Below are 18,189 nucleotides of genomic sequence, written 5' to 3' on the forward strand. Positions count from 1 at the left end.
ATTATGAAATTATAATAACATGATTTTTTATTATTATGGGAAATTATTTAAATAATAATATACCATTAAAGTATGTGGATTACGTACCTGATACATCGGTTATTATTGACGGTCGGTTTACCTCCTTCATTAAGGATCATGAGGGTTCCAGGGTAATACTTCCCGAGGCCATGCTTGCTGAGGTTGAGCATCAGGCAAATGAGGGGAGGTCCATAGGATTCGCTGCCCTCGAGGAGCTAAAAAGGTTGAGGGAGCTTGAAAATGCTGGAAAAATTTACATAGAAATATATGGAAAAAGGCCACAGGACTGGCAGATTAGAAGGGCTCACAGTGGGGAAATTGATAATATAATAAGGGATGTGGCGCTTGAATATAACGCCACCCTTGTAACCGGGGACAACATACAGAGGGATATTGCAATAATTAAGGGTATTAATGTTGAATACCTTAAATCACTTGAAAAGGAATTTAAGACAATAGAGGAATTTTTTGAGGAGAATACAACATCTGTTCATTTGAAGGCGAATATGAAGCCATTGTTAAAAAATGGGTATCCTGGAAGCATTGTACTTGAGGAATTAAGTTACATTGTAACAAAGGAGGAGCTGGAAAGCATTGCAAGTGATATTGTTAAAAGGGGTAAATTCGAGGATGAATCATTTATAGAAATGGATATGTTCGGTGCCACTGTTATACAGCTAAAAAACATAAGAATTGTCATAACACGGCCCCCGTTTTCAGATTCACTTGAAATAACAGCGGTCAGGCCGGTTAAAAAAACAACAATAAGTGATTATAATATAGATAAAAAATTATATGAAAGGCTGGAAAACAGGGCCAACGGAATTCTTGTTGCCGGTTCCCCGGGTGCAGGCAAGAGTACCTTTGTCACTGCACTTGCTGAATTTTATGCATCAAAGAAAAAGATCGTTAAAACAATGGAAAAACCAAGGGATTTGCAGGTATGTGATAAAATAACACAGTATACAAGCCTTGAGGGGGATATGGAAAAAACCGGTGACATATTATTACTGGTAAGGGAGGATTACACAGTATTTGATGAAATGAGGGTAACATCAGATTTTAAGGTTTTTGCAGATTTAAGGCTTGCAGGGGTGGGAATGATAGGCGTTGTGCATGCCACAAAGGCCACCGATGCAATTCAGAGATTTATAGGCAGAATCGAGCTGGGCTTAATACCACAGGTTATAGATACAATACTCTTTATAGAAAGCGGTAAGATATCACAGGTATTAACCACTGAATATGTTGTAAAGGTGCCATATGGGCTTAATCAGGAGGATCTGGCCAGGCCTGTCATAGTTATTAAGGACTTCATGAAGAATAAACCGGTAAGTGAGATATACACATTCGGGGATCAGGTTGTGGTTGTTCCGGTTGGCGAGGTTCAGGGCAAAAATCCGCTTTATTCTCTTGCTGCAGGAAAAATAAAGGATGAAATATCAAAATTCCTTAACACTGAGAAGGTTTCTGTTGACCTAATTTCTGATAACCGTGCAATCATAAAAATTCCGGACACATTAATACCAAAGTTAATAGGAAAGAAGGGTGAAACAATATCGAATTTTGAAAATATATTTGGGGTAAAGCTTGATGTTGATACCCTTGATGAGGACGTAAATGTATTGCAGGATGCGGTTTTTGAAATTAAAAATAAAACAATATTCATTGATATTGGATCAAGAAATAAACCTGTCAAAATCTATGTTGACGGCATATTAATAATGCAGGCAAGATCATCATCCAAGGGAATGATAAAACTAAGAATAAACAGTGATACAGGGTCATCATTATATAAATATATAAAACAGGGCAAAAAGATTCAATATATGATATCGGATGACGAAAAGAAATAAATAAATATTATGTAATAAAATAATGATTTAAATATCATCCTATAATTTCAATTTATGTATTCATATGAAAGAACAGTGGATAAAAATGCTGAACAGGTATTTGGAGAGCTGCATAAAATTTTAAAAGAAAACAACTGGGTAATAATGTCATATATAGATGTTAAGGAGATTTTTTCTAAAATGAAGGAAAAATTAAATCCATATTATATACTGGACGTTTGCTTTCCACCAGCTGCAGTGGAGTTGATAAGGGATTCAATTGACATAGGCGCTTTTATACCATGCAAGCTTGTTTTAATAGAAAATGATGGAAAAACCAGAATTCTTATGCCGAAGCCATCAGTATTTTCAAGGGAATACCTTAATTCGGATGGAAAAATAGCAGAAAAGTATGAAAGTGCTTTAATAGAATTGATAAATAAAATTTAACCATAAACTTTAACTTACTGAATTCTAATACCGTAACGTTGATTGCAAAAAAGTCCCCGCTGATACTGGAAGGCCAGATTATAAATTCGCTATTTGGATACATAGGTCTTTTTTTTATAATCAGGTTTATAGGTCTTCAGCAGTGGGGTTTTCTAAGTTTTTCACTGGCATTCATTGGAGTTTTAAGTATTTTTTCGGATCTGGGATTTAATTCTGCCCATCTGCGGTTTATGTCCATGAATGATCCGGACAGGGCAAAATACAATGGTTCATTCCTGACATTGAAATTCATAACAACATTTGGAACAGTGCTAATAATACTTGCTGCACTATATATATGGGTTGATGTGCTTCACAGGGGTTTTCAGAGCCCGGTTGAATATTATTCAATTCTAATTTTAATACCATATTTTGCCTTTAACAGGTTAAAGGATTTTTATTACATAACTTTTAATGCAAAAATGCAGGCTGCACGTATGATGCTGCCACAGATTGTTGAGGCTGTATTCAGGAACTCCGCCTTCATTTATATGGGGTTGATGTATAAATTCAGGATTTCCATATTTATGCATGTAAGTGCTGCAATTATATTTGCAATAATATACAGTTTTTCATACTTTATCTTTTTTATTGTTTCATATTTTTTGGGCAGGCCCTGGCATATTAAAAAACCTGAAAAAACAATAATAAAAAAATACATAACCCTGGCACTGCCCCTTGCAGCCTCATCCATAATTGCAACTATAAGCGGAAATATAGACAAGGTGCTTATACAGTTTTTCTGGCATGCCTCCGCAACCGGGGCCTATGCGGCATTGCAGAGAATAACGATGCCAATAATCACATTCTCGATGGCATTGAGTGTTTTTTTCATACCATTATTAACAAGGGAGGAGACAAAAAATGGTTTTAATGATAATATATCAGTATTTGAAAGAACCATATCCCTGTTTATCCTGCCACTGGTCATAATATTTATAGCACTGAGAATTTTCGTTGCAAACCTTTGGAGCGCCAATCTTATTCCGTATTCAACACTTTTAATATTTATGTCACTGGCGAATTATCTTAATGTAATAAATTCACCGTACACATCCGGTTTAATTGTCAGGGGGCTAACAATTAACATTGGAAAAATAACCTTAATTTCAATATCTTCAAATATTATCCTTGATTTTATTTTAATTCCAAAAAGCATATTTGGAATAACATTTTTCTCACTTGGCGTTATTGGTGCCGCTGTTGCCACATTTATTGCAATGATAATTGAGGCTGTACTTTTTAGATTTTATGTTATTAAAATAGAAAAATCAAAAATAAACATGAAAATTTTCAGGCAGATAATTCCTGCATCAGTGCAGTTTATCTTTTTATACCTAGTTGCATATTATGTAAGGCCCTACAGTGTATTTTTGTTTTTAATATTTTCAATTATATCAATTGCCATATTTTTTTCTCTGTCAATAAAAATGGGAGAAATAAAAAAATCGGTTATTATTGATTTTATAAGGGAATTAAATCCATTTAAATTATCCAGAACGCTGAAAAATGAATAACTTTATATTTAATTTCTAAAATACAGGATATGGACAAAATATCAATAGACTACTTCCATAATATAGACCTTAGGGTTGGAAAGGTAATTGAATGTGAAAAGGTGGAAAAATCAAGAAGCCTTTTAAAAATAATTGTGGACCTTGGGGATGAAAAAAAACAGATAATTTCCAGCATATATGAATATTATAAACCTGAGGAAATGATAGGAAAGCAGCTGGTTATAATAAATAATCTTGAACCGGCAAAATTTATGGGCCTTGAAAGCCAGGGAATGCTTCTTGCAGTTGAGGATGATAAGGGCGTATCACTTTTAACACCGGACAGGGAGGTGGAAAGGGGTTCAAAGGTGCATTAATGCCACTCCCCGATAAGTACCGCCCGGAAAAATTCGATGATATCATACTTCCTGATGATATCAAGAATCAGATAAAAAGCTGGATGGATTCATGGATGAGACATGAGGAGACAAAAAAGGCTTTAATACTTTATGGCACCCAGGGTGTCGGTAAAACAACTCTGGCAGGCGTTATTTCAAGGTGCTATAACCTTCCATTAATAGAGATGAATGGATCAGATCAGAGGAACAGGGAAAACATGAAAAAAGTGGCATTGATGGCCGCAGAATACAGGGATTTATTTAATTATGAGCAAAATTATCCTGACAGAATAATATTAATTGATGAGGCTGATAATATATTTGAATCCAGGGACCCGGCAAAGGGCGGGGATAGCGGTGGGATTTCTGAACTGCTTGAAATTATTAAAAATACATTGAATCCGGTTATATTAACAATGAATGATTTTTATGAATTCAAGAGAAAGAGCAGTGCAAGGGAAATAATATCACTATCAATTAGCATGGAAATAACGCCTTATAAAAAAAGGAGCGAAAGAAACTATCATATTTATATACAGAAACTCCTTGAGAGGCTGAAATATATAGCATCAAATGAGAATATTAAAATAAATGATTCACAGTTAATGGAAATTATAAAAAAGGATGAGCCCGATATGAGGGCAACACTGAATGACCTGGAGCTTTACCGCGGGGGAAATAATGCAGAGGATGCATACAGGGATGAGCAGGAATCCATATACTATGTGGTTTCAAAGACATTTAAGTCCGGAAATTATAATGATATAATTAATTCTCTTTATGCAATTAATGGTGATACTGATTTTCCAGGTTTTTACATGCAGTGGCTTGCAGAAAATGCTGGCATGGAATACAAAAACCCTGAGGATCTTAAAAATATATTTGATATACTTTCACAGGCTGATATATACTATAATATGAGAATAAGGGATTATTCGCTTTCCAGCTATTCCATGGAGATTGCGGGTGGTATATCCTTTGAGGCAAATGAAAGGAATGAACACTATGTAAAATATAATTTTCCGGCCTTTATTAAAAATATGAGCTCAAGAAAGGGCAATACTGAAAGATATAACATACAAACAGTTCTGGAAAAACTTGCGTTGGTTAACCATATGCCATCAAATGAGATGGCCAAATATCTATGGTTTTATAAATTCATAAAAAAACATGATAGGAAACTGTTTTCTGATATAATAAAAATACTTGAAATAACAGATAAGGAAAAAAATGCCCTTGAATAAATATATTTTTTAGTTCAGTGTTTTTATGATTTCACTGCCCAATATCTTCTTGCATTTTTTTATGGTTCCACTTACATATTCTACCCTGCCGCCATGGTATTCTATCTTTTTAATCACGTTATTACGGTTGAACTGGTTGGCCAGGTATATCCTATAATTTTTATATCTATATTTCCTTTTAATGCCCATGGAGTAAAACAGGTATTTATCGAGTTCATCACCATTTTCCGAATATGCGAGTATGTACCTTTTCCTGTAAATTGATCCCTTCAAGGTATTTATGAATTACAATATGCTTTATTTATTTGTTTATTTTTTATTTCCTACAGGGTTGCCGTGGCCGGGACATACCATATCAGGATTAATTCTGTTTATTTTATTAAGTGATTCCATGGCATCTGCATAATTCCATGAAAATTTTTTATTCACAATCAATCCACCATGCCGTTCTATGGCAGCATCGCCTGAGAATAGTATATTGCCGGGCTTGTAAAGATATGACACACTCCCTATTGTATGCCCCGGGGTATCATAATAGTCCATAAATGGAATTTTCATATCATATACAGGTTTAATATCATTTACAGGCTCTGTTTTAAACATGGCATATATAATCTTCTGAAACATATTTGCTGGATGAAGTTTATCTGCTCCCTGAATAACCTTAAGCTCAAGCCCTGGAACATATATTACCGGTTTAAATTTGTTGTAAAGTTCCAGAAGGCCACCAATATGATCCATGTGGCTGTGAGTAATAAGTATATAATCCGGCCTTTCATTTATCTTTTCAAAAAAGCTTATAATTTTTTTTCCTGAAGACTTTGTTCCGGCATCTATGAGAATGTCCATATCCTTTTCTTTTATTAAATAACAGTTTGCAACTGTGCCATCAATTTTTTGAACATTACTGGTTATTTGCATAACCATAAAGATTTTATAAAAATTTATACTTTTATTTTATACATATAATTTTATATTACAGGCTGTTTATTACATCAGATTCGGACATTTCCCTCTTGCAGTATATGCATTTTAGGGCTAATGGATTTGCTGATATAACCTTAAACTCTGGACTTACAGGCTCACCTGCGTTTGTAATGCAATTCTGATTTGTGCATCTTACTATTCCTATAACGCTTTCTGGCAGATCGACCTTAAATTTTTCAGTTATATCATAATCCTTAATTATGCTAATTGTGGCGCTTGGGGCTATCAATGAAATCTTATCCAGTTCTATTTTTTCGAGAAATTTATTTTCAATTTTAATTACGTCTTTAAAACCCATCATATTGCTGGGCACCCTTATGCCAATGCTTACAGAGGTATTTTCAGAAATTTTTAATATATTTAACACCTTTACAGCCTTTCCTGATGGTATATGGTCTATGACCGTTCCATCCTTAATTTTTGAAATTTTTAAGGTTCTTTCCATTCTAATCACCCAGTATGATTGATATTAATGACATTCTAACCGGTATGCCGTTTGCAGCCTGCCGGAAATACTTTGCATTTTTTGTATAATCAACGGCAGGGTCAATTTCATCAACCCTTGGAAGGGGATGCATAATAATGGATCCATTCTTCATTTTATTGACCTCGTTTAATGTGATTTTATATGAACCTATGAGCTTGTAATATTCGTTTTTATCAACAAAACGTTCCTTCTGTATTCTGGTTACATATAAAACATCTGTTCCTGATATTACATCATCAAGATTATTATATGTTTCTATGTTTAGTTTATCCTTTATGCCATTATAAACATAGTTGGGCAGTGCAAGAGATGGTGGCGATACAAGATTAATTTTTACGTTATACCTTGATAGTGCAAGTATAAGCGAGTGAACTGTCCTTCCATATTTAAGATCACCAACAATTGTAATTTCCCTATCATCTATGCCGCCGGTCTCATTTCTAATAGTGTAAAGGTCTATTAATGTCTGTGTTGGATGCTCCCCTGAACCATCACCTGCATTGATTATTGGCTTTGAGGAAAACTTAGATGCAAGGAGGCTCGCACCCTCAAGTGGATGCCTGATAACTATGATATCAGAGTATGACTCAACAATTCTTATCGTGTCCGCAAGCGTTTCCCCCTTGGCAAATGATGATGTCTTTGAATCTGCCATGCTAATAACAGAGCCGCCAAGTCTTTCCATGGAAGCCTCAAAGGAAAGCCGGGTTCTTGTGCTTGGTTCATAGAACAATGTGGCAAGAATTTTGGATTTCATGGGAGATGTCCTTAGAACCTCATCCATATGTCCGGAAATATAATCTGCCTTTTCAAAAATGGCATTTATATCATCATCCTCCAGGTCTGCAATTGAGATTAGACTTTTATTTTTTAACATTTAAATTGTAATCGTTTATAATTTCATTAAGTTTTTGTTTCCATCTTATTGTTTGGGGGGAACAAAAGTTTTTAAATGATTAATAAATTAATAAGGCATGGAAAACCTTGAAAATACTGTAAAAAAATACTATACAGCGGTTGATGCAAATGACCTTGATACGTTATTTTCAATATTCGATGAGAATATTGTATACGAACGTCCAGGGTATCCACCAATAAGTGGAATGGAAAATTTCAAGAAATTTTATGAGGATACAAGGATAATTTCTGAGGGGCATCATACAATAAATAATATAATTGTCAGTGAGCCATATGTAATAGTTGAGGGAGAATTCCATGGAAAATTAAAGGACGGCAGTGATTCATATACAAAATTTGCAGATATATACACATTCAGGAATGGAAAGGCCATAAGAAGGCATACATATTTTGACGGACAAAATGTGTGACATCATTCCCTGCAGTTATCGGGATCTTCCCACATCAGGGTTTAAGGTTAAAAAACTATCTTATTAATAAGATGAACCAGCCTTATTATATCCAGAGACCATAGATTAAATACATTCTCCTCTGAGTAGCTATAAAATCCATATGGGTGAAGAACCCTTGAATAATCAGCATATATTTTCCCCAAATCACGTGTATCTGCACCGGTGTAATAGCCAAGAAGGCCTATAATTGCACCGGCCTTGGGAAGTGAAATTACAAATCTTGTGGCCTTTTTTTCACATTTTGCACACTTTTCGTTTATTGTAATGGCATAGTCCTTTTCAATTTCATTAATTGGATAGGAATAATTTTTAAAATGCTTTGAATGTATTCCGCATAGTGGAATTCCGGTTGAATAAATAGAGCTGGACCTGGCCATAAAATTTTTGCCAAAATAATGGTTAAGCCTGCCGGTAAACTGTGTGATGCTATATATTGTGAACTTGTTATCTATTAAAACATGCCAGTCACGGTTAATAATGGCCTGCTCATATGGATTATATTCCATGTCCATGCATGAAATGATTTTTAACAACGATAATCTTTCAAGAAAAAACCTGCTGTTTTCAAATGCGGCGCTTAAAAGCCCATTTTTTGCACTTATATATCCCTGCTTTAGGGCTATTATTGCATCATATTTTGCGGGTGTGCCAAATTTTGTATTAATTGCTGAAATTTCAGAATTTAGTATGACCTCTGTAATGTTTTCAAAATTTTCCTGAACCCTTTTATTTTCTATTAAATAGGAAAGAAGCGAGAAATTACCATATTTTTTTAAAAATGAGAAATTTATCTCCTTTTTTGAAAAATTTCTAGCCATTGATAAGTAATTATATTATCAAATTTAAATTAATGCAATTAAAAATGTTCTAATATAATAAAAATTAAACAGTTTCAATGTATCCTGATATACAAATGGATAATATTAAATATTGATTATATGATTTATAAATAATGAGAGATGACTTTAAAATAGTTAAAATATGCCCGCAGTGCGGCTCCATGAAGGTTAACTGGATAAATGGTGGCATTGGCGGGCCGGTTTATAAATGTGATGACTGCAATTATGTTGGCACGTTCATACTTGAGGTATACTTTAAGGATGTGCCAAAATTCCAGAAGGAGCTTAATAAAAACAAATATTAAAATTAACAATAAAAAAATTATTAATATGAATGAGTATATAGTTCTATGGATTCAGCGATTCATGGATTTCACAAAATGTCTGTTGAGGAAAGAATTAGAATAGTCTCTGAATTTTCATCGCTCTCCAAGGAGGAAACAGAAGTTTTATCCCATGAGGATTCCATTAAAGACCTGCAAAACATGATAGAAAATACCATATCAACAATAGGATTTCCCGTGGGAATAGCAACCAATTTCAGAATTAATGGACGGGATTATTTAATACCAATGAGCATTGAGGAGCCTTCAGTGGTTGCTGCATGCTCCAATGGTGCAAGAATGGCCAGACCCCTTGGTGGATTTACTGCATTTGCCTCAGATCCTGTAATGCGTGGTGAATTACAGATTTATAACTTAAAGGACCCGGGGCTTGCGGTGATTAATATATTAAGCCATAAAAATGAGATACTTGAAATGGCAAACTCAAGATCAAAAACACTAAGTTCAATGAATGCCGGTGCCAGGGATATAAAAATTTTTATGCAGGATGATTATATAATAATGCATTTAATTATAGATGTAAGGGATGCAATGGGTGCAAATATAATAAATACAATGCTTGAATTTATTGCACCATATATAGAGAGTATCACAGGGGGCAAAATTAACCTCAGAATTATGAGTAACCTTACTACAGAAAGGGTTGCATATTCACATGCAGTGTTTAGCAGGGATCTTCTTGGTGGGGATGAAATAGTTGATAGAATAATTATGGCATCTCATATGGCAAAAGCGGATATATACCGTGCGGTAACCCATAATAAGGGCATAATGAATGGCATTGACGCTGTTTTACTTGCAACAATGAATGATTTCAGGGCACAGGAGGCAAATGCACACGCCTATGCATCCATGGATGGTTATAAACCATTAACAGATTATTATAAGGACGAAAATGGTAATCTGGTTGGAACCATTAAAATACCGGTGGCTGTTGGAACCATTGGAGGCGCAACAAAAACCTCAAAAAAAGCCTCATTATTCTTAAGGATATTAAATGTTAGGGATTCCAGGGAATTTGCATGTGTTCTGGCCTCTGTTGGACTGGCACAGAATCTTGCAGCATTGAGGGCATTGTCCGATGAGGGAATACAGCAGGGGCATATGAAGCTGCACGCTAGAAATGTTGCCATTGCTGCCGGTGCAACAGAGAAAAATATTGATTATATTGTTAATGAAATGATAAAGAATAAAAGCATAAGTTATTCCAGTGCAAAAGAGTTAATAAATAAATATAATGGTGGTAACTAATGGAAAATTTAGATGAATTAATAGAGAATGGGGATAAGGCCATGGGAAAGGAAAAATACATGGATGCTGTTAGATATTATACACAGGCGTACAATGGAATGACAGATGCCAGTGATGAAAAGGCAGAGATATGCTATAAATTATCACAGGCATATTTTGCGCTGGAGCCTAAAAATACAGAAAATCCATTAAAATATGCACAGGAATCCCTTGATATACATAATAAGTTAAACGAAGATGATATGAAAATTATGGATTTAATGAATATAGGCTATATAAATCTCGATTCAGGAAAAAGGGATGATGCAATTAAATATTTTGAAGAGGCAATAAAAATAGCTGAGGGATTAAAGGAGGGACAGTTAATAGCCATGGCCTACAATGCCAAGGCTGAGGCCCTATCATCAACAAAAGGCGGCTATAAGGAGGCGCTTGATATTTATAATAAGGTTATAGAAATGACAGAAAGTTCAGGTGACTGGGAGAATTATTTTGAGGCTGTTTATGGAAAAATAAACATATTAAGATCAACAGATATTGATGAAGCATTCAGTCTTGCAAAGGAATCCCTGGACAAAATTGATAAAATAATGGATGAAATTAAAACCAAAAAGGACAAAAAGGAGTTTAAGTCAAGTCTTTCATATATTTATGATGCTGCATCTGACATAGCCATGGAGCTTGAAAATATAGATGAGGCCATGAAAATTGCCGCAAGATCAAAGGAGTAAAAATGGAAAGAAAGTATTTTGATTCAACATTTGGTAAAATATCATATTTAACCAGGGACGGCGAATATCCAGTATATTTCCTGCATGGATTTGGCAGTACTGGAAATGTGTGGCTAAAAACAGATGAATACATTAATAAAAAAATAATGCCATTCTATATTGATCTGCTTGGCCACGGACACTCTGATAAACCTGATATACAGTATACAGTTAAAAATATGGCAGATGCAATTATTGAATTCATAAATTCTCAAAAATATGATAAATTCTCAATTGTTGGTCATTCATATGGGGGCTGGATTGCCTTAAAAATTGCCATTTTAAAAAATCCGGAAAATTTAATTTTAATAGACTCGGCAGGAATATCCCCGACATTAAGTGAGGAATATCCTGATACGTATAAGGATATAATTAAAAATATTGTGAGAACTCATAATTATAAAAATGAGAATGCACTAATAAATATAATGGAAATAAATAAGAATTCTACGGAAAAGCTTACAGATAATGATCTTATGGAGATTAATTGCAATACTGTTATAATCTGGGGGTCTGAGGATAAAACACTTGATATTAAATACGGAAAAATGATGAATGAAAGGATAAAAAACAGCAAATTATATATTATTGATGGTGCAGGGCATACACCGCAGTATATTAGGCCGGATAAAATTGCCGAAATTATAAACAATACACTTAAATTTTAAAATCCATTTTTTGATTTCTCCTGATTTTATTTTCAAGGTAATTATATATATTTATGGCAAGTTCTTCTTTTGTAATTGATTTTATCTCATCTTTATGTTCACCGTATATAAATGTGTAATCACCTGAAACATCACCTGAGGTAAATGCACCTGTTCCGGTCATAATAACAAGATCTGGATCGGATTTTTCAAAAGCCTCGCTGTTATATGTTTTATCATTCTTCGTTGTAAATAATACCATTGTAACACCTGCATCAAGCTTCCTTATAAGATTCCTTTCCTTATTTCTTGGCTTCAATGATAGGGTCTGGGGTTCAGAACTGTCAAGCTTGGTCTTGTTCTCAACAGCGTCAAAATCGCTTAATGATGATGATATTATTACATAATCATAATTATAAACCCCGAGGAAGGTGTTTATCTCCCTTATTATATCCTTTATATCTGTTTTTTCAATCAACTGAACATATGACGGTAATTTATATTCAGAGTTTCCTATATATGTAATAATTCCTGCACCAAATCTGAAGGCGTATCTGGCAAGCATGTACCCGGTTAATGTATCAGACTTATTTGTGATTACCCTTTCAGGATCAACAGCGGATTCGCTTTTACCGCATACAAGCATAATGTTCTTTCCATTAAGTTTATCACCATACAATGCGCGGTATATATAATCTATAATCTTATCACTCCACAATTTTATGTCGTCATCTGATGGTGTAAAATCAACCATATGCACACCAAGGTCATTCAATTTTTTAATATTCTCCTTATTCACCGGATTTTCTAACATTGTTTTATTTATCACCGGCGCAATTACAACGGGATTTTTATTTCCCATTGCATAGGAATAAAACAGTGATGGGATATTATCTGCAACCCCCGAGGCTATCTTTCCAATGGTGTTGTATGTGGCAGGTGCTATTACAAGAACAGTATTTTTATCGAACAATGTTATATGCTCTATATTTCCAGATATTCTGGTTATTACATCATGGCCTGAGGCCCACTGCAGAAGATCTGGATTAATAAGTTCAGCCGATGCTGTGCTCATTCCGCAGTACACCTCAGCACCCTCGTTCCTTAGATTCTTGATTAGATCTGGAATTCTGTATATATTTATGCTGGCTGATGTTGCAAGGACGATTTTTTTACCTGAAAGCGTGGTTTTGATGCTGGATTCATTATTTTTTGACATAATTTAATATTTCATCATGGTTTAAATTTTTAATCGTTTTTAATCAAATAAATTTTTATGTGAATGTAATCCCTGATATTCATCATGGTTAACGCCCGTTCCTGCAGCATTTTGGTTAAAAATTTACTGAATATATAATTTGACGCAATAACCTAAATACAAATATATCCGTAGAAAATTTGAATTAATAATATTATTTATTCAAAGGAAATGGTTTAAACGTGAAATCCCTGATATGCAATAAATACAATAATATTTATAATATTTAACAAAAAATAATTTTGTACAAAAATTTAAAAAATAGTATATTATATATTTTTAGGAAGCCATGGACAATAAATTATTAATTGAAAAATTAATTGATGCTGCTGGAAAGGAAAATGTATTTACCGATAATGAGCATTTGATAATATACCAGCGCGGTAGTATAGACCCTTTAAAACACATGCCACTGGCAGTTGTAAAAATTACAGATGAAAAAAATATTTCCAGGGTCATAAAGATAGCAAATGAATTTAATATTAATATTATAGCCAGGGGAGGTGGATCAAGCCCAACAGGCGCTGTTGTGCCTGATGATAATACATTAATAATGGATTTAAGGCCGCTTAACAAAATAAACGTTTCAATTGAGGATGGATATGTTGAGGCCTATGCTGGTGCAACACTTCAGGAGGTTAATGAGGAGTGTAAAAAATATAATTTTTTCTTTCCGCCTGACCCATCGAGTGTGAGTGTTTCAACTGTTGGTGGCGCCATAAACGAAAATTCTGGAGGTATGAGATGTGCACGCTATGGTGTGGTTAAGGACTGGATATTAAAACTGGATGTGGTTCTTGCAGATGGCAGTGAAACCACATTCGGTGAGGCCATATATAAAAATAGAGGGGGATTTAACATAATTGACCTGATTGCTGGAAGCGAGGGGACATTATGTATTGTCAAGAAGGCATGGCTAAAAATCATAGCAATGCCCAAAAAAATTTACCGCATTGCCGGATTTTATGATAATATAAATGATGCAATGGATGCCATACTGGCCATTAGAAAATTAAATCCGCTCATACTTGAGTTCAGTGACTATTATGGCATAGTGGCGGCAAATAAAATTAGAGGATTTTCATACCCTGAAACACGCGGTGGCATGGTATTAGCAGATACAGATTTTGATGAATCCTATCTTGAAGACATAAAAAAGATCATGGAAAAAAATGCAAGCAAAATTATAATTCCTGAAAATAAGGATGAATTCAACAATATTTTTGAGGTTAGAAGAATTGCCTTTACAGCCCCTGGAATTCTATTCCCCGGATTTATAGATGGTGATGTTGTTGTACCGCTTTCAAAATTAAAGGATATGATAAATTTTGTGTACAAAACAAGGGAAAAATACGGTGTATACATAGCAACATGCGGGCACGCTGGGGATGGAAACCTCCATCCACAGATTGGTGGAAATCCTGATGACCATGAAAACTGGAGGAACGTTTTGCTTGCCATGGATGATATAAACATTGAGGCTGTAAGGCTTGGTGGATCAATAAGCGGTGAGCATGGAATTGGAAGAATTAAAAAAGATTTGTTATTAAAACAGTTAAAATACAAAAAGCAGGATGAAACAATTATTATAATGAAAAATCTAAAAAAGATGTTTGATCCAAAAAATATTTTAAACAGGGGTAATTTCTTTGACTGAATTTGAAAAAATTTTAAATGATTTAAAAAATGAGAGCTCAAAATGTATCAGCTGTGGATTCTGTGATTCTGTATGCCCAACATATAAAAGTTCAGGATATGACATGGCAAAAACAGCACGTGGAAGGGCGCAGACCGGACTAAATGTTTTTAGGGAAATTACATTAAATGATTTAAGCCTGAACGTTTCAGATACATTTTATTCATGCCTGGACTGCCATGTATGCCTTCAGGTCTGTCCAACAGGGGTTGATGCCGGAAAAATTAGTGATATAGTAAAGGCTATTATCTCTGAAAAATACAAAAAACTTCAGAAGCCTGAGGTTAATTTAATAATAGAAAATATTAAAAAATATAAAAGTCCGGTTCCATTAAAAAAGGTATCATATGAATGGTTAGGCCATATAAAATATGGGAGATCTGACACCCTTCTTTATACAGGTTTAATGTACCAGCTCATGCCGTATACTGAAAATATGGAGAGAATGAGAAAAAAATTAGGAAATAAATTATTTCATATTATGATATCTATGGCATCGGTGATTCCGGTATTTTCGAGATTTGGAAGGCCTGATAAAAGGATGCTTGACAGGACAAATAACACATTAATACATATTGTGGAGCTTTTAAACAAATCAGGGATATCATTTGATGTGCTTGGATATAATGAGCCGTATCCGGGCACACTTTTATATGATTATGGATATATAAATGATTTTAAGGATTATATTACCGGCGTTTACAACATTTTAAAAAATTATAAAAAAGTAATAACAGTTGACCCGCATACATATAATATATTAAGATATGAGTATAAAAAATACATACCAGATTTTAATATTGATGTTTATTATTACACAGATTTTTTAAACAAATCAATGTTTACTAATTCAGGAAAAACAGTTGCATTCCATGACCCATGCCATTTTCAGGGCAATACGGAATATAATGGTGCCATTAATATTATATCCAGTGTTGCCAAGGCTGTAAAGCCTGAGAGAAATTCAAATTTAACGTACTGCTGTGGAGGACCTGATGAACTCCTATATCCAGACCTATCCATGAACATCTCCAAAAACAGGTATAACCAGCTCATTGAGAAATCGCAAAATATTATCACGGCATGCCCCATATGCTCCTATTCACTATCCAGAAATGGAAATGTAAATGATCTGGCAGATTTTCTGGTAAAATGCATAAAATAATTATCCATTAAATTTATTAGGCAAAGAGAGATGGATTTTAAATGAATGACTCAAATTCCGGTGAACTTCAAAGACACCTGACATTCAAGGATATTTTCTTTTTATCCTTTGGTGGGATGTCCCCATTATTAAGTATACTTACATACGGAGCATTTGCATTCACACTTGCAGGCTATGATGCACCAATTGTTATGGTTATAGGAACATTGCTTGTTCTTATTAACGGGCTTTCAGTTAACCAGTTATCAAAAAGATTTTCCACATCTGGAGGATATTACACATATGCATTTCAGGCCCTTTCAGCCAATGTTGGGTTTGATACAGGCTGGATGTATATGTTTTATTCAATATTATACGGCCTTGCATACCTTGCAGGTGCAGTTTTTGTAATTTCATTAATCCTCGGAATACCGGTTTATTTTTCATTCCTTATTATATCTGTACCATCTGTAATATTATTAATAATTGGCATTAAAACCTCATCAAGGTATGCAATATACGCCGTTACACTTGAGGTTTCATTTATGGCCATAATGGTAGTTCTATCGTTTTTCATAACCCACGGGAATTTTTATACACCCTCATTTTCAAGGTATCCAATAACATCAGCAGGGCTGTTTCTCGGTATTTTATTCGCCATGGGTATACCAACAGGTTATGGAACCATAACACCAATATCTGGTGAGGCCCAGGATGCCAAAAGGGTCATAGGAAGGAGTGTAATAGCAGTGATACTATCCGGCGGCATTCTGGCAACTGTTGTTATATATGCCTTTGCAAACATCGTCCTGCAAACACATTACTCCATACCATTTTCAGATAAGCTGCCAATTATAGACATAATACGTTATGATTTTGGAAAATATGGTATATATTTATATTATGCGGTGGCCATAGCAACGGTAAATGATGCGATTCTTGCATTCCTATCATTTGGGTCAGCGGCATCCAGGACATTGTTTAGAATGGGCTATGATAGAACAATTCCATCAATATTCTCAAAAAATGTCAAAAATAACCCAATAGTTTCAGTTATTACAGTTAGCATTGTAATGATGATTATACCTGCCCTAATGTTCAGGTATATGAGTCCAGAGATAGTGTTTATCTTCCTTGGCACAGTTGCCTCACTGGCAGGACTTTTTATTCATTTAAGCGCCAACTTCTCACTGATGAGGATAGGATACAGGCGTGGAAGAAGATTAATATCCAGAATGGAAAGAAAATTATGGAATTATATAATTGACTACCGCGAGTTTATTCTTGCCTCTGTGGGTGCATTAATAAGTTCAATAGTCCTTGTTTATTCTGCATACTCCACGGTTCCATATTATACAACAATATTTCTTACATGGGTCGTTATTGGATTTATTTTATCTGAGGTAAAGGCAATAGTTACAAAAACACCATACATGCCTGATATAGGCAGGGAGGGGAAAATAGTTGCAGAGAATCTTACCAGCATGACCGTTGCAAAGGCCAGAAATCCTGCCACAGATGTGATTGTAAATATAAATGATACATTGAGGTCTGCAATGGAAAAAATGCTATCAAAGAATATGCCCGCCTCAATAGTTGTAAATAATGAGAGTAAGCCCATAGGTACAGTTTATTTAATAGACATATTATTGCTGCCACAGATAGCAATAGAAAAGGGTAAAATTAATCAGATTAGAATAGAAAAGGTTGTGAATATAGGTGAGAATGAAAACATTACAGATGCAATAAGATTGATGAAGGAAAATAATGTGCCATTGCTTGCAATAATAGATGCCTCTGGGAAATGCACCGGAACAGTCTCTGAGAGGGAGGTGTTGTTACAGCTTGGAACTGTAAAAAAGGACGATGACACGGGTGCCCAGGCCACTGAATAAAATAAAAAAATTAAAATT

19 protein-coding genes are annotated in these 18,189 nt (G+C 34.5%); 13 read left to right on the top strand and 6 right to left on the bottom strand.

Going from position 1 to position 18,189, the window contains the following annotated elements; genetic code table 11:
- Nucleotides 1-35: 35 nt before the first annotated feature.
- The 5 genes from TZ01_RS03585 to TZ01_RS03605 are packed head-to-tail and all read left to right on the top strand — an operon-like array spanning nucleotide 36 to nucleotide 5,483.
- A complete protein-coding gene (locus TZ01_RS03585) occupies nucleotides 36-1,877 on the top strand; it encodes a PINc/VapC family ATPase (protein WP_231563412.1) in 1,842 nt (613 codons plus the stop codon).
- 54 nt (nucleotides 1,878-1,931) lie between these two features.
- Nucleotides 1,932-2,306, top strand: a complete 375-nt coding sequence (locus tag TZ01_RS03590; RefSeq protein WP_048101455.1) for a DUF302 domain-containing protein — start codon at nucleotides 1,932-1,934, stop codon at nucleotides 2,304-2,306.
- Nucleotides 2,307-2,344: 38 nt separating this feature from the next.
- Nucleotides 2,345-3,862 (top strand): oligosaccharide flippase family protein, encoded by a 1,518-nt coding sequence (locus TZ01_RS03595; RefSeq protein ID WP_231563413.1) that lies wholly within the window; start codon nucleotides 2,345-2,347, stop codon nucleotides 3,860-3,862.
- A gap of 29 nt (nucleotides 3,863-3,891) precedes the next feature.
- Nucleotides 3,892-4,218 (top strand): methionine--tRNA ligase subunit beta, encoded by a 327-nt coding sequence (gene metG / locus TZ01_RS03600; RefSeq protein ID WP_048101456.1) that lies wholly within the window; start codon nucleotides 3,892-3,894, stop codon nucleotides 4,216-4,218.
- Nucleotides 4,218-5,483: a replication factor C large subunit gene (locus tag TZ01_RS03605; RefSeq protein WP_048101457.1), complete on the top strand. Its 1,266-nt coding sequence runs from the start codon at nucleotides 4,218-4,220 to the stop codon at nucleotides 5,481-5,483. Before metG ends, TZ01_RS03605 begins: the two co-directional genes overlap by 1 nt.
- Before the next feature lie 9 nt (nucleotides 5,484-5,492).
- On the opposite strand, the gene TZ01_RS03610 is transcribed toward TZ01_RS03605, so the two are convergent.
- Genes TZ01_RS03610 through pyrB form a run of 4 tightly spaced genes read right to left on the bottom strand, consistent with a single transcriptional unit; the run spans nucleotide 5,493 to nucleotide 7,834 of the window.
- Entirely contained in the window at nucleotides 5,493-5,756 is a 264-nt protein-coding gene (locus tag TZ01_RS03610; protein ID WP_048101458.1) for a hypothetical protein, read from the bottom strand.
- A 36-nt stretch (nucleotides 5,757-5,792) separates the two neighbouring features.
- Nucleotides 5,793-6,404 carry an MBL fold metallo-hydrolase gene (locus tag TZ01_RS03615; protein WP_048101810.1) on the bottom strand — a complete coding sequence of 204 codons (612 nt, stop codon included), beginning with the start codon at nucleotides 6,402-6,404 and terminating at the stop codon, nucleotides 5,793-5,795.
- A 55-nt stretch (nucleotides 6,405-6,459) separates the two neighbouring features.
- A complete protein-coding gene (pyrI, locus tag TZ01_RS03620; protein WP_048101459.1) occupies nucleotides 6,460-6,915 on the bottom strand; it encodes an aspartate carbamoyltransferase regulatory subunit in 456 nt (151 codons plus the stop codon).
- 1 nt (nucleotide 6,916) lies between these two features.
- Complete coding sequence (gene pyrB, locus TZ01_RS03625; protein WP_048101460.1) at nucleotides 6,917-7,834, bottom strand: aspartate carbamoyltransferase; 918 nt, start codon at nucleotides 7,832-7,834, stop codon at nucleotides 6,917-6,919.
- Nucleotides 7,835-7,931: 97 nt separating this feature from the next.
- Between pyrB and TZ01_RS03630 the strand changes: the two genes are divergently transcribed.
- Nucleotides 7,932-8,285, top strand: a complete 354-nt coding sequence (locus TZ01_RS03630; protein WP_048101461.1) for a nuclear transport factor 2 family protein — start codon at nucleotides 7,932-7,934, stop codon at nucleotides 8,283-8,285.
- Nucleotides 8,286-8,332: 47 nt separating this feature from the next.
- Here the strand turns inward: TZ01_RS03630 and TZ01_RS03635 are convergent, their stop codons facing one another.
- A complete protein-coding gene (locus TZ01_RS03635) occupies nucleotides 8,333-9,145 on the bottom strand; it encodes a hypothetical protein (protein WP_048101462.1) in 813 nt (270 codons plus the stop codon).
- A gap of 134 nt (nucleotides 9,146-9,279) precedes the next feature.
- On the opposite strand from TZ01_RS03635, the gene TZ01_RS03640 reads away from it, so the two are divergent.
- From TZ01_RS03640 to TZ01_RS03655, 4 genes are read left to right on the top strand one after another with little or no spacing between them, the layout of a single operon-like run.
- The gene (locus TZ01_RS03640) at nucleotides 9,280-9,471 is read left to right on the top strand and encodes a hypothetical protein (protein ID WP_048101463.1); all 192 of its coding nucleotides are present in this window, start codon (nucleotides 9,280-9,282) and stop codon (nucleotides 9,469-9,471) included.
- A 45-nt stretch (nucleotides 9,472-9,516) separates the two neighbouring features.
- Nucleotides 9,517-10,761: a hydroxymethylglutaryl-CoA reductase, degradative gene (locus tag TZ01_RS03645; RefSeq protein ID WP_048101464.1), complete on the top strand. Its 1,245-nt coding sequence runs from the start codon at nucleotides 9,517-9,519 to the stop codon at nucleotides 10,759-10,761.
- Nucleotides 10,761-11,492: a tetratricopeptide repeat protein gene (locus tag TZ01_RS03650; RefSeq protein ID WP_048101465.1), complete on the top strand. Its 732-nt coding sequence runs from the start codon at nucleotides 10,761-10,763 to the stop codon at nucleotides 11,490-11,492. The genes TZ01_RS03645 and TZ01_RS03650 overlap by 1 nt, the downstream gene beginning before the upstream one ends.
- Nucleotides 11,493-11,494: 2 nt before the next feature.
- Nucleotides 11,495-12,199: an alpha/beta fold hydrolase gene (locus tag TZ01_RS03655; RefSeq protein WP_048101466.1), complete on the top strand. Its 705-nt coding sequence runs from the start codon at nucleotides 11,495-11,497 to the stop codon at nucleotides 12,197-12,199.
- Here the strand turns inward: TZ01_RS03655 and TZ01_RS03660 are convergent.
- Nucleotides 12,189-13,397, bottom strand: a complete 1,209-nt coding sequence (locus TZ01_RS03660) for a flavoprotein (RefSeq protein ID WP_048101467.1) — start codon at nucleotides 13,395-13,397, stop codon at nucleotides 12,189-12,191. The genes TZ01_RS03655 and TZ01_RS03660 overlap by 11 nt on opposite strands.
- Nucleotides 13,398-13,725: 328 nt before the next feature.
- Between TZ01_RS03660 and TZ01_RS03665 the strand changes: the two genes are divergently transcribed.
- Genes TZ01_RS03665 through TZ01_RS03675 form a run of 3 tightly spaced genes read left to right on the top strand, consistent with a single transcriptional unit; the run spans nucleotide 13,726 to nucleotide 18,171 of the window.
- Nucleotides 13,726-15,093 (top strand): FAD-binding oxidoreductase, encoded by a 1,368-nt coding sequence (locus TZ01_RS03665; RefSeq protein ID WP_048101468.1) that lies wholly within the window; start codon nucleotides 13,726-13,728, stop codon nucleotides 15,091-15,093.
- On the top strand, nucleotides 15,086-16,297 hold the full coding sequence (locus TZ01_RS03670) for a (Fe-S)-binding protein (protein ID WP_052656738.1): 1,212 nt from the start codon (nucleotides 15,086-15,088) through the stop codon (nucleotides 16,295-16,297). Before TZ01_RS03665 ends, TZ01_RS03670 begins: the two co-directional genes overlap by 8 nt.
- Before the next feature lie 41 nt (nucleotides 16,298-16,338).
- A complete protein-coding gene (locus TZ01_RS03675; RefSeq protein ID WP_048101469.1) occupies nucleotides 16,339-18,171 on the top strand; it encodes an amino acid permease in 1,833 nt (610 codons plus the stop codon).
- The last annotated feature ends 18 nt before the right edge of the window (nucleotides 18,172-18,189 follow it).

Origin of the sequence: Acidiplasma sp. MBA-1, from assembly GCF_000949015.1 — an archaeon.
GTDB classification, from domain to species: Archaea; Thermoplasmatota; Thermoplasmata; order Thermoplasmatales; family Thermoplasmataceae; genus Acidiplasma; species Acidiplasma aeolicum.

Excerpts from the sequence above, each read along its gene's own strand:
- TZ01_RS03640 (WP_048101463.1), top strand. The coding sequence starts at position 9,280 with ATGAGAGATGACTTTAAAATAGTTAAAATATGCCCGCAGTGCGGCTCC.
- pyrI (WP_048101459.1), bottom strand. The coding sequence starts at position 6,915 with ATGGAAAGAACCTTAAAAATTTCAAAAATTAAGGATGGAACGGTCATA.
- metG (WP_048101456.1), top strand. The coding sequence starts at position 3,892 with ATGGACAAAATATCAATAGACTACTTCCATAATATAGACCTTAGGGTT.
- TZ01_RS03650 (WP_048101465.1), top strand. The coding sequence starts at position 10,761 with ATGGAAAATTTAGATGAATTAATAGAGAATGGGGATAAGGCCATGGGA.
- TZ01_RS03605 (WP_048101457.1), top strand. The coding sequence starts at position 4,218 with ATGCCACTCCCCGATAAGTACCGCCCGGAAAAATTCGATGATATCATA.
- TZ01_RS03635 (WP_048101462.1), bottom strand. The coding sequence starts at position 9,145 with ATGGCTAGAAATTTTTCAAAAAAGGAGATAAATTTCTCATTTTTAAAA.
- TZ01_RS03590 (WP_048101455.1), top strand. The coding sequence starts at position 1,932 with ATGTATTCATATGAAAGAACAGTGGATAAAAATGCTGAACAGGTATTT.
- TZ01_RS03630 (WP_048101461.1), top strand. The coding sequence starts at position 7,932 with ATGGAAAACCTTGAAAATACTGTAAAAAAATACTATACAGCGGTTGAT.
- TZ01_RS03675 (WP_048101469.1), top strand. The coding sequence starts at position 16,339 with ATGAATGACTCAAATTCCGGTGAACTTCAAAGACACCTGACATTCAAG.
- TZ01_RS03585 (WP_231563412.1), top strand. The coding sequence starts at position 36 with ATGGGAAATTATTTAAATAATAATATACCATTAAAGTATGTGGATTAC.
- TZ01_RS03665 (WP_048101468.1), top strand. The coding sequence starts at position 13,726 with ATGGACAATAAATTATTAATTGAAAAATTAATTGATGCTGCTGGAAAG.
- TZ01_RS03660 (WP_048101467.1), bottom strand. The coding sequence starts at position 13,397 with ATGTCAAAAAATAATGAATCCAGCATCAAAACCACGCTTTCAGGTAAA.
- TZ01_RS03655 (WP_048101466.1), top strand. The coding sequence starts at position 11,495 with ATGGAAAGAAAGTATTTTGATTCAACATTTGGTAAAATATCATATTTA.
- TZ01_RS03645 (WP_048101464.1), top strand. The coding sequence starts at position 9,517 with ATGGATTCAGCGATTCATGGATTTCACAAAATGTCTGTTGAGGAAAGA.
- pyrB (WP_048101460.1), bottom strand. The coding sequence starts at position 7,834 with ATGTTAAAAAATAAAAGTCTAATCTCAATTGCAGACCTGGAGGATGAT.
- TZ01_RS03615 (WP_048101810.1), bottom strand. The coding sequence starts at position 6,404 with ATGCAAATAACCAGTAATGTTCAAAAAATTGATGGCACAGTTGCAAAC.